The organism is Oceanobacillus jeddahensis, from assembly GCF_000750635.1.
Lineage (GTDB): Bacteria > Bacillota > Bacilli > Bacillales > Amphibacillaceae > Oceanobacillus > Oceanobacillus jeddahense.
On sequence record NZ_CCDM010000003.1, the window covers coordinates 648,546 to 660,282 of the forward strand.

At 35.8% G+C, this 11,737-nt stretch carries 12 protein-coding genes; 3 read left to right on the forward strand and 9 right to left on the reverse strand.

Going from position 1 to position 11,737, the window contains the following annotated elements; translation table 11 throughout:
- The first annotated feature begins 299 nt into the window (after positions 1 to 299).
- Together BN986_RS16390 and BN986_RS16395 are read left to right on the forward strand one after the other, a co-directional pair.
- Complete coding sequence (locus BN986_RS16390) at positions 300 to 1,025, forward strand: ABC transporter ATP-binding protein (RefSeq protein ID WP_040982021.1); 726 nt, start codon at positions 300 to 302, stop codon at positions 1,023 to 1,025.
- On the forward strand, positions 1,015 to 2,655 hold the full coding sequence (locus BN986_RS16395) for a putative ABC transporter permease subunit (RefSeq protein ID WP_052400838.1): 1,641 nt from the start codon (positions 1,015 to 1,017) through the stop codon (positions 2,653 to 2,655). Before BN986_RS16390 ends, BN986_RS16395 begins: the two co-directional genes overlap by 11 nt.
- A gap of 146 nt (positions 2,656 to 2,801) precedes the next feature.
- Here the strand turns inward: BN986_RS16395 and BN986_RS26315 are convergent, their stop codons facing one another.
- The 5 genes from BN986_RS26315 to BN986_RS16415 all read right to left on the reverse strand — a co-directional run bounded on the left by BN986_RS26315 (position 2,802) and on the right by BN986_RS16415 (position 7,031).
- Positions 2,802 to 2,945 carry a YjcZ family sporulation protein gene (locus BN986_RS26315; protein WP_074435695.1) on the reverse strand — a complete coding sequence of 48 codons (144 nt, stop codon included), beginning with the start codon at positions 2,943 to 2,945 and terminating at the stop codon, positions 2,802 to 2,804.
- Between the two features lie 241 nt (positions 2,946 to 3,186).
- Positions 3,187 to 3,936 carry a (S)-benzoin forming benzil reductase gene (locus tag BN986_RS16400; RefSeq protein WP_040982023.1) on the reverse strand — a complete coding sequence of 250 codons (750 nt, stop codon included), beginning with the start codon at positions 3,934 to 3,936 and terminating at the stop codon, positions 3,187 to 3,189.
- A 309-nt stretch (positions 3,937 to 4,245) separates the two neighbouring features.
- Positions 4,246 to 5,607, reverse strand: a complete 1,362-nt coding sequence (locus BN986_RS16405) for a dipeptidase (RefSeq protein WP_040982025.1) — start codon at positions 5,605 to 5,607, stop codon at positions 4,246 to 4,248.
- 168 nt (positions 5,608 to 5,775) lie between these two features.
- Positions 5,776 to 6,237 (reverse strand): S-ribosylhomocysteine lyase, encoded by a 462-nt coding sequence (locus BN986_RS16410; RefSeq protein WP_040982027.1) that lies wholly within the window; start codon positions 6,235 to 6,237, stop codon positions 5,776 to 5,778.
- A 230-nt stretch (positions 6,238 to 6,467) separates the two neighbouring features.
- Positions 6,468 to 7,031 (reverse strand): YhcN/YlaJ family sporulation lipoprotein, encoded by a 564-nt coding sequence (locus BN986_RS16415; protein WP_040982029.1) that lies wholly within the window; start codon positions 7,029 to 7,031, stop codon positions 6,468 to 6,470.
- Between the two features lie 218 nt (positions 7,032 to 7,249).
- On the opposite strand from BN986_RS16415, the gene BN986_RS16420 reads away from it, so the two are divergent.
- A complete protein-coding gene (locus BN986_RS16420) occupies positions 7,250 to 7,486 on the forward strand; it encodes a YhdB family protein (RefSeq protein WP_040982242.1) in 237 nt (78 codons plus the stop codon).
- 136 nt (positions 7,487 to 7,622) lie between these two features.
- On the opposite strand, the gene BN986_RS16425 is transcribed toward BN986_RS16420, so the two are convergent.
- The 4 genes from BN986_RS16425 to BN986_RS16440 form a co-directional block, all read right to left on the reverse strand.
- Positions 7,623 to 8,486, reverse strand: a complete 864-nt coding sequence (locus BN986_RS16425; RefSeq protein WP_040982031.1) for an anti-sigma-I factor RsgI family protein — start codon at positions 8,484 to 8,486, stop codon at positions 7,623 to 7,625.
- Entirely contained in the window at positions 8,483 to 9,226 is a 744-nt protein-coding gene (sigI, locus tag BN986_RS16430) for an RNA polymerase sigma factor SigI (protein ID WP_081922231.1), read from the reverse strand. The genes BN986_RS16425 and sigI overlap by 4 nt, the downstream gene beginning before the upstream one ends.
- A 571-nt stretch (positions 9,227 to 9,797) precedes the next feature.
- Complete coding sequence (locus tag BN986_RS16435) at positions 9,798 to 10,517, reverse strand: PRC-barrel domain-containing protein (RefSeq protein WP_040982033.1); 720 nt, start codon at positions 10,515 to 10,517, stop codon at positions 9,798 to 9,800.
- Between the two features lie 166 nt (positions 10,518 to 10,683).
- Positions 10,684 to 11,499, reverse strand: a complete 816-nt coding sequence (locus tag BN986_RS16440; RefSeq protein ID WP_040982035.1) for a S1C family serine protease — start codon at positions 11,497 to 11,499, stop codon at positions 10,684 to 10,686.
- Positions 11,500 to 11,737 lie beyond the last annotated feature (238 nt).

Sequence of the window (11,737 nt, forward strand, 5' to 3'; positions counted from 1 at the left end):
GGGGTTGGGACTGCGATTACTCGCCCCATCAAAACCGTTGTACGTCGGAAAGCAAAACGGTCCGCCGCAGCGGTATTTTACACTTCACCTGCTATTCTTTTTATTAAAAGAACAATCCACTCTTTTTTCTATAAAAATGAAGTCACTTTTTAAGGTGCGTAAATTGAGTTATGAAAGTAAATGAAAATACTTTTATTTCATAATAATGGTAAAAGCATTTTGCGAAAAACTGGCAGCGTGTTACGATAAGCTTATCCTTACCCCGTAATATAAACAGAATAGAAAAAGGAGGTTTTCTTGTGATAGAGATTTCCCATATTAATAAAAGTTTTGATGGCAACAAAAAAATTATTGAAGATTTAACATTAACCATTCCAGATGGAAAAATTGTCGGTTTTCTCGGACCTAATGGTGCGGGTAAGTCTACTACTATTAATATGATGACTGGTGTTTTACCAATAGATGAAGGAACAATTACTTTAAATGGAATTGATATTGAAAAAGAATCTTTAAAAGCAAAACAGATTTTTGGGTTTGTTCCAGACCGCTCAGATATTTTTCTGAGACTAAAAGGGTTAGAATATCTTAATTTTATTGCTGACATTTACCAAGTTCCTGAGGTAGTACGACAAGAAAAAATAACTTATTACACAGAACAATTTTCAATTGATCATGCCTTGGGAAATTATATTCAAAGCTACTCTCATGGCATGCGGCAAAAGATTATGGTTACCTCTGTGCTGCTGCATGATCCAGATATTTGGATCTTAGATGAACCGTTAACCGGCCTGGATCCAAAATCATCCCATGCTTTAAAGCAAATGATGCGAGAGCATGCCGACAAAGGAAATACGGTTTTTTTCTCCAGCCATGGTCTGGAGGTTGTAGAACAGCTCTGTGATGAAGTGGCTATTATTAACCGTGGTAAGCTTTTATTTTATGGAACCATTGATGAGCTGCAAGCTAAATATCAAACAGATCAGTCCCTTGAGAATGTATTTTTGGAGTTGACCAATGATGCGTAATACATGGACAGTGACAAAAATCATGTTAAAAATGCAATATTCCTCAGCCGGCAAACAAAATAACGCTTGGATTTATGTAGTCGGTTCCCTGATTTTAATTCCTTTTTTCATTATGATCATGCAGGGATTAAATTCCATATTCTCTAACGCCTATCATATTCTGGCTGAAGTGAACCAGGAAAGTATGCTTTTAGGTTTGGTATTGCTCTTTATTACAGCGATACTGCTTTTTTTCTCATTTATCATGGTTTTATCTACTTTTTATTTTTCAGATGACATTACAGCCTATATTCCATTACCTGTTCACCCTTATCAACTATTGACTGGAAAAGCAGCAAATCCTTTAATCTATAATTATTTAATATCCGCATTACTTTTTTTACCTTTTCTATTCATGTATGGAAGCCTTAGTAACGCATCGGTTATATTTTATGCCTATGGTTTTATTTTGTTTCTCATTTTTCCAATCATTCCATTTAGTCTTGTAGCAATTATCCTCATGTTTATCATGCGTTATGTTAATATTGCAAAGAACAAGGATCGTTCTAAAATCTTTATGGGTGTCGGCTCTTTATTATTTATTATTTTCATTAACGTCCTTGTCCGTCTAAATATGGATGATGCTGCATTAGTTGATACACTTACGGTCGCTATACAGGAGCAAGAAGGATTACTTCAGATGATTACGATAATCTTTCCACCCGCCTACTTCGGTGCAAGCAGCCTATACTTTGCTGACAGCTGGTCCGGTATTCTATTCCTGCTTGCGCTTCTAGCTGTATTTGCCCTTAGCATTTTATTATTTATTTGGGCAGGACAGCAATTTTATCTAAAGGGCGTCCGTGGAATGAGCTCAGGAAGTAAAGGAAAATTATCAGCTAAAACATCGCAAAAACTGACACAACAGCGCTCGATTTTAAAAACATATATACTCAAAGAAATAAAAATAATTTTTCGTACTCCTGCTTTTCTCATGCAATGTGTTATTCAGTCATTATTTTTTCCGGTTTTTATAACGGTAATTTTATTTTTAGATATGGGAGATGAGCTAGCAGGATTTGTTCCTACTGCACCAGAAAAAAATCTATTTCTTATACTATTCATGATCTCGATATTTATTTTAAGCGCAAATGCAACAGCGTTTACGGCCTTTTCCAGAGAGGGAGCAAGCAATAAATTAAATTTATTCTTACCAATCCCCTTTCATAATTTACTTCAAGCAAAATTACTTGTAGCCTATTTTATATCACTCCTGCCATTTATACTTATTATGGGAGTTGGTATTTATGTAAATATTCCTTTGGAAATATTTATTGGTTGGATAGGCATTACATTGCTCTATAACTGGTTAGCTGTGATGATTAACTTCATCATAGATATTCAAATACCAAAGCTTCACTGGACGGACGAACAGGAATTATTTAAAGGGAGATTTATACCATTTTTTATTTCTCTTGCGCAAATCGCTTTTTTTGGAATTTTAACGATTATACTTTGGAATACAAATATAACGGGTGTTTATCCAGTTATGTTTATTATGCTAATGGTTACACTTGCAGTTACCATTTCTGCACAAGCCTATTCACGTAAAAAAGTAACATTAAAAACGTTGCAAAATCTGGACAGCTGATTTAAATACTTTCCAAAGTGCAACCTTTGCCGGTATAATGATGTACTGACTTTATTAATTTGGAGGCAGGAGTTTACCCTGTGATAAAACAGAAAGAAGACTTACTTGCCAATTTGCCCGCAAGTAAGTCTTCTTATTTTTAATGATTAACAGTAGTAGCCACCCGTGTAGCCTTGGTTTCCAGAGTACGCTGTTCCAATAATAATTAACAAAATAAATAACACAACTAATAACGCAAAGCCCGCTGAGCCAAAGCTTTGGCGATGATCATCACAACATTCTTTACCCATGTGTATATAACCTCCTCTATTTGAACTACTTTAACTTATGCAGCTTCATCCAAATTGGGAAGGCGAATGACTATTTTTTTAGAAAAACTCAGCAAAGCTTGTTTTTTGTCCATGAATATAATGCTTTTTATATCCATTTTTTAAAAGGACTGCGGTCACCAATGTTGTCAGTTTAATATGACCGCTGCGGTCACTCGTCCCATAAAAAAACATTGGTAAATTTCATTCTTTTATCCGTATACTAAATATATTCCCGAACGTCATAAATTTTCCCGTTTTCAATATTGTCATCCATTAAAATATCAATCAAAACGCCGCCTATGACATCTGCATCCCTTAATTGATTATTTTCTTTTAATGCGCGGAAACTTTCTACATCTTTAAATGCTCCTTGTGAGCTGGAACGAATTATTTCTTGCATTCCTGTATCCATAACACCAGGGCTAAATGCAATAATAGCATGTTCTGTTTCTGCCTGTTCTATGGCAACCGTCTGCGTATACATATTCATACTAGCTTTTGTCGAACAATAAACGCTCCATCCATACTTTGGTTTGTCAGCTGCTCCCGAGGTTACGATTGCAGTAAGAAGTTGAATATTATTTTCGGTCGCTTTTTTCAAAAAATAATTCGTCAAGGCCATTGGTGCGACCGTATTTACATGAATTTGCTTCATTAAGTCATCTATCTCTATATTTTCAGCACGATCAATCGGATCAACTAAGCCTGCATTATTGATTAAATACAATTTAGACAGTGTATCGTTAAACAAAATTTCCTCAAGACTTTGGCATACTTTTTCTATAGCATCCTTTTCAGATAAATCACATGATATAAATTGATAATCAGCATTATTTTCTTTTGCATAACTATATAACTGAGTGTTATCGGTTCGGGAAATCCCCACCACATTAATGCCTGACTCTAAAAATAACTTTGCAACCGCTGCTCCCAAACCTTTTGAAGCTCCCGTAATAATTGCTGTCTCCATAAAGCTCTACTCCTTTCTAAATTTTTATTTATTACTTTATTCCCTTTTTTTCTATACTTTGCACATTAAAATTTATGCTCTATATCATAATATTTCTTACACTTTCCTATCGTGTAAAAAATGATTACGTTGCTAATTTTCAAAAGTAACATTTATACATTATGTAAACAAAAAGACCAGTCTCAATAAGATCATCATTATTGAAAACTGATCTTTTTACGGATTTACCGGTAATGCCCTTCACTCACTTCAAAATATTATATGTGAAAGGAAAAAATGAAGAAATCCTTTATTGCTCAAAGCTTTCCTTTATAATTCAGTCCAGTAATAAGCTAATGTTTCCATTCCTTTTTCAAAACTGTCTACTGGAAAGCTTTCATTTGGTGAATGTAAACGGTCTTCCGGTGTACCAAAACCTAAGAGCACAATTGGATATTGATACGTTGCTTCCAACCATTCAACTACAGGAATGGAGCCTCCCATTCTTAAGAAAACTGTTTCTTTTCCAAACGCTTTTGTATAGCTTTTAGCGGCTTTTTTAATTAATGGATGGTCCGGCTCTACTTTATAAGCTTTTGCAGAAAGTTTTTCTTTTTCAACATGCACATGTACCCCTGATGGAGCAAATTTCTCAACATGGTTCACTAATTTTTCCTGAACATCCTGCGGGTCCTGTCCAGGAACAAGCCGGCAAGTAATTTTTGCAGTTGCGGTGGAAGGAATAATTGTTTTTGTACCTTCCCCCTGATATCCGCCAAACAGTCCATTTACTTCCAGAGTCGGTCTGCCCATGGTATGCTCTTTCGCAGTATACCCTTTTTCAGATACCGTTTCCGGAATATTGGTTGCTTTTACAAAATCTTCTCCCGGTGCTTTTTCCATAAGCTCTTTCTCGGCGGAGGTTATATCCTCTGCGCCATCATAAAAACCATCTACTGTAATAACTTCATTTTCATCCTTCATGGAGGCAAGCAAGTGGCTCATCGCCATTAAAGGATTGCGGACTGCACCGCCATACATGCCGGAATGAAGATCATGGTCTGGTCCCGTCAGCGTAATTTCAATTCCCGTAAATCCTTTTAAACCATATAAAATGGTTGGTTGATTTTTCTCAGCCATCCCCGAATCAGAAATAACTGCAAAATCTGCTTGAAATTGTTTTTTCTTCTCTTGTAACAGCTCATAAAGGTTCTCACTGCCAATTTCTTCTTCTCCTTCAATACAAACCTTTACATTCATCGGCAATTTTCCTTCTGTTTGCAGGAAAGCTTCAAAAACGGCAAGATGCATAAATACTTGTCCTTTATCATCACTTGATCCGCGGGCGTAGATTCTTCCATTACGCACTTCTGCCTGAAACGGCTCACTATCCCACTGATCAATCGGGTCTACCGGCTGTACGTCATAATGGCCATAAAACAAAACAGTCGGAGCTTCCGGACCGGCTTCCGTGTATTCCGCATAAACAAGCGGATGACCTTTTGTCTCCACTTTTTCTACATTTTCAAATTTTAATTCATTTAAATAGTCAGTTAAAAAATCGGCAGCACGATGAATGTCATCCTTATGCGCCGGATCCGTACTGACACTTGGAATTGCTAAAAAATTATATAATTTTTGCAATAACGCTTCTTGATTTTCTTTTAAATAAGCAATTGCTTTTTCACTCATTATTCTATTCCTCCTTCAACTTGGGCTATACAGGATCTCCAGTTCATTAAATGAGTTCCATTAGTCTTTCCGAATATGCAATAATTGGAAGCTGTATACCATTGATCTGGAGGCGCGGAAAACCGCAACCTCCAATGACTTAGTTATACAACTGCTCTTATTGACTGATTAAAATACTTCATGCCAGCCATCTTTATGTTTCAACATTTCTTCAGCTATTTCCTTGGCTCCTTCTAAGCTGTGATTCGCTGCCCATCCACATTGAACTTCATTACATGCCGGAACCTCTGTTGCTTCTAATACATCTTTTAATGTCTTTTCCGTCATTTCCAGTACTTCATCATAATTGTCATGATTAATTAAAGAAAGATAAAATCCAGTTTGGCATCCCATTGGCCCAATATCTAATACGGCATCTGAATGATTACGAATATTTTCTGCCATTAAATGTTCCAAAGAATGCAGTCCGTCCATTTCCATATGCGCTTTATTGGGTTGTTTAAAACGAATATCATATTTATGCACTTTATCTCCGTTCGCGCCTTCTGTTACACCTACGAGACGTACATAAGGAGCTTTTACTTTTGTATGATCTAAATTAAAACTTTCCACATTCAATTTTTGAGACATCTTGTAAAACTTCCTTTCTTTTTAAACTTTGTGAGGTATAGTTTCTTTTTTAATCATACATGAAAAAACCTTGTAAGAAAAGAAGTGAACCTTCACAAGACATAGAGTGAAATGACTATGCCATCCCACATTTTTCACGAAAAAATAAAAATCCAATTCTTTGATGAAAAGAAATTGGATTTTTATCAAATTAAATTGTAGAAAGAGGAGATTCGTCATATTACCGTGTCTTATCTGCCATCCGGGAAAACACGGTCAATCATGCTGCCAATTTGGTCAAAGAAACCTTCAACCGGGCGGCCGTTATCCATATCATTTACATATCTGTCCGCCAAGTCTAAAAAGTCTGGATTAGATGTGACATAAACATTATCGATGGATGAATCAACAGAACGAACAATATCTGCAATTTCATTTTTTACATCATCTGTAATTTCCATTCCATCTTCATTTCTTGCATTATCATTATTATCTATATCTAAGTTAGCTCCAACATATGCATTATTGTCTGTTGTTAAGACATAAGCATGATCAATGTTACCCATTTCATCCGTAATTCTTTCTGCTGCTTCTTTAGATACACTGTAATCTGCATTATTACGGTCGGCATCTCTTTCTAACATTTGGCCACGATTCTCATCTCTTGCGTTGTCATTAATATTTTGCCCTTGATAACGTGTCGGTTCCACATTTCCATCCGGGTTATTGGAACCCGTATCATCATTATTCGTATTTTGACAAGCAACTAAGACCATCATAAGAACGGTTAAAACCGTAAATAAACGTATTTTCATTTTCATTCCTCCTTACCTATTTGCCTTTATTATGGATAGGCAGGTAAGGATTTATGCATAAAGAAAACGTTAATTTATGGAAGTCAGACCATGAAAGTAGTAGAGATATTTATGGAACAATGGAGAAGATATACATGAGGATCTTCTCATTGCGCTACAAAATGTCATTTGCCTTTTATTCCATACAGAATTCCTTCTTATATAAAGGAGTGAAAACGTTGACACCTGACTATGACAAAGCTTTATACTACACGATATGGGGACAGTGGGACAATTTATTCATATTAATGTCGCGGACAAATGATGATTTACTCGCTAAAAAAATTGAGCACTTTCTTTATGCTTATCACCATTCCTCCAATCAAAAGTTTGTCGATCAATCGCATAACACACTGCTTTATTATTTAGAGCATGCTCTTCAGTTTAGCAGTCCATGGATGTATGAACTTGAATAATTTTACCGCGCTGTAGAAAGCAGCTGTCTGTCAAGGCTGGACTGACTTACATCTGCTTTTTGCAGCCTTATTTTGTACCTGAGCTTCTACTTCAAGTTACTACTCGTCGGAACAAGACCTAGTTACATGGAACTTTCTAAATTGACTCATCTTGTTGATCCTCTTCATCCTCGGCAACATCATCCATTAATACATTATCTTCCAGCTTCATTGGTATTTTTTCTTGTTCTATAGAACGGCCGGTATCTGAATCAGACTCTTCTTCATCATAAAAAAAATCAATAATAGCACGATCATCTGAGTCTGTCATATTAAATTGCACTTGTTCTATATCAACATTACGATTTGCCAATTCTCTAGCCATCACTTCATTCATTGATTTGTTTTTATTTTGCGCAAGTTCGCGAATCTCACCTGGAATAACTATAGTTGCAACCTCCCAATCAGGAAGAGATGCTATGTAAGGATCAATTTCTGCAATAAGCTCTCTGGGGGCACCATTTTGGTTTTCACAACTTATTCCTACAATCATTGTTTTACGATCTGCCAAACCTTGATCTTCACTTTCATTAACAATATTTGTTACAACAGAACTGATCGATTGATCATGAATATTGTTTACTTCTTCTATTAGTTGATCCGCAGATTCATTGATCGCATTGATATCTGTAACGACTAAGTCATCATTCAATTCTAATTCGATACTAGGGTTAATATCAATGGCAACATAAGCGTGTGTCGTTGCGTTATCCGTCCCTTGGAGCAGAGGGAAACAGAAAATTATGAGAGTCAAAATAAAAAGAATTGCTGATAACCTTATAGCTATAGGAGTCTTGTCCCAATATTTCCTCCGTCTGGTATTTCCAGATAGAGGCTGATAAATCACTTCTTCTCCAAGTTCTGCATGCTCTGTTATAATAATTCCCTTTTCAAAACTGCCATCTTTTGTAAGCAAGATGGCATACTTGCGATGGAATTCCATCACAATTCCTTTTTTCATTCTTTCACATCCTTGAGGTAATCCTTAAGGTAGTCCTTAAGATAAGCATATTCACTGCTCAGCACAATAAAAATAGCTATAATAAATTTGCGATTTCGTTCCAATGTTTTTTTACTTACTTCTACTTTCATTAATAATTTTTTGATTGGCAGCTTCTTTTTACGATGGACATACTCACTTAACTGACTATCCTGATATAAAATATAAGCTACCTGCACGGCGGATTCTCTGGCATCTTTATGTTTAGGAGAAACCTTTGTCAGCTCTTCCAATGTAAGCCGATATGCCTTTAATTTTTCTTTGAATAAATTAATTTCTTCTCTTCTCTTGGTATTCTCTGCTTCTATTTGATGTTTTTCTTTTGCTGCAGCAATAACAAGCGGGTTTTCCATCTGCTCTTCTTCATGTATTTCATCTAAAGATAAGAGATTTGGGCGCTTTTGATGATAACGGATATAATCAATTACTTTTCTTTTCACTACAAGTTTTGCAAAAGATAGGAATGAACTGCCTTTATCCGGTTCATAAGAAAAAATAGCATCATTAAAAGCCATTAATCCAACACTAAATTCGTCGTCCTTTTTAGGGTCAATATATCGTTTACAAACCTCTGAAACACACTTAGCAATAAACGGCTTATAGGTCTGAAGGAGTTCGTTTTGTAACACGATGTTACCTTCCTGAATTGCTTCAATTTTTTCTTCAATAGGGGTATCTGCTAATTGCTTGGTCATCATCATTTGCTAACTCCCCCTAACATTATATAATTCGAAGTCATTTTTATTTTTTCGGGTTTAAAATCTATATTTATAAAATAATTTGTTTTATTTTCTATTTTCATATCAAATAATCTCCATTTTTTCGTTCTTATTCGTTATATTAGTTAACGTAAATTAATTCATTTCATAGCAATAAAAATCTATTTTATTGGTTATTTATATACAGATCATTTTAGCCTGTACACATAATACTACCCTATATCCAGAGTGGTTACTATCACAAATGAATAACATTTCATTTAAATTAATATGACGAAAATCGATATTTTTGTAAAACAAACCCGAAATATGCTGAAGTTTGTAAAGAAAACGTTGAATGAAGTGATAAAGAACGTTAGAAAAACTATGTATTCACTCGTCTTTAACTTGCACATGGATGTGCTGACTTCAACGTTCCCACAAGGACGTGGGGAACTTAGTTGAAGTTCCTTTAAATACATCGTTTTTCTTATACTTTCCTATCGTGTAAAAAATACATTCCACCTTTATCATTGATGGACAAGGGTGAAATGCATTTCTTTATGAAATCAGCTTATGAATGATTTAAATGGTGAAACACTTCATCATTATTTTTAAACGGAGTGACCTGCTCCAGTCCTTGTACGGAATCATCTAAATACAAATCTTCCTCAAACCAATCTACCGATGTAACTTGATCAGTCCGGTATAAATATAAGCTATTTTCCACGTAGCTTTCATTACTATTTACTACAAGGTATTGTATTTTCCCATCCTCCGTTAAAATGATATTATCGACGATGCCAATTTTCCCGTCTTTTGCATGTACTTTAAAAGACATGAATTCTTCCATGCTTCTTAAATTATCAGATGTAATATCCGGTGCAGCTAAATCCGGTTCCGGGGGCACGTTGGTATTTTGCAGTTTCCCGTCCCCTGTCGTTACGGGGCCGTGATCAGAATCTAAAACAGCATTTTCCTTATAACTGTTCCAGCCAAAATAATCTAATACAGCTCCCTGGTAAGAAGAAATCAGTTCATTGTCTTCCGGCGCCTTAGGACTTTGGCGTATCGTTTCTTTATCCCTGTCAACTTTAATATATTCTTCTTCTAAGTTAATTTCTTCCTGCACATAAAAAGGCAAAAGGGCTTTCTTCCCTGGAAGCCACTTTCTTGTATCCACAATAATAAATTGTAGTTCCCAATTATCGTTGAAATATAAATCTTTTAATTTCCCTATTTCTCCGTCTGTTGCATGAATATTTAAATTTGTTAATGTTGAGCCTAAAAACATAAAAGCACCTCCGTAAAAGGATTTATTATTAAATACCCTTTTCATCAGATATTAAACTGCTCTGTTCTATTTGTTATCCATTTTTAACATTTGCCCCTTCTAAAGGGAGAGCTTTCCTGTCCGGAAAAGTGTTTAGAAAAATGCGCATTCTTTACCATGTTTATTTTTAATGTGTAAAATAATTTATGGGAACAAAAAGGCCAATCCGGCCATGGTCATCGTGATTCAATGTTGCAAAGATTACTCCAATCACATTGCCTTCCTGATTGATAACAGGGCTGCCGCTATTCCCGCGATATACGGGGGCTCTGATCATCATCACTTCCTCTTCCCAACCAGAAAGCTGCAGTGGACCTAATATTGTACCCTCATTGGCAATCCCGTTAAAGAATAATGGATTGCCTATAAAACGGATATAGTCTCCATATTCTGCCTCAGCTGTGTCATCCAAAGTAAGATGCGGCAGTCCCTCTCCTTCTACTTCTACAACTGCTAAATCTATCTCTGGCATTTCTTCAACGACTTCCCCTTGAAATAACCCTTCTTCCGGAAAAGCAACAGTTACTGTCTGATCATCTTCAATGACATGATGATTTGTTAAAATGGTACCGTCGTCAGAAATAGCAAATCCTGTTCCTCTACCATCATTTGTTTCAATTACTACGACAGCTTCTTTGTAGGCTGCCACTTGTTCATCTTGAGACAGACGGCTGGATGCTTGCAGAAAATCAACAGCAGGAACCGAAATCACTCTCGGAAATAAGGAAAGGACATAAAACGTCATAGCAACAGCTATCAGAATCGGAATAATCTTTGAAATCCGCCGCTTCTTTTTCGGTTTTTGTTCTTCCGCGCAGGCCCTCTCTAACGCATCAGCCCTTGCCTTCATAACCAGTTCATGCATTTCCTCATCATCTATATTTTCTATTAAATCCTCGTCTACATGATTTTTTGTTTCCTGTTGGTCATCTTGCTCTTTCAATCTCCAGCCCCCTTTCATTTCTCAGAAAGATTTAAACGTTCGCTTGTCTTTTTATAAATGGATCATTTTCTCATACTTTTGTATTTTTATAAGATAATTTTATTTTTCACTAAACCATTGCCTTCCTTTTATTTTAACAAATATCCATTGAAACAGCCTTTCTTTTCTATTTTAGAACAGACTTATATTTGCTTATTCCTCTCCGTATAATTTCCGAAAGCGCAAAACCCATATCCTC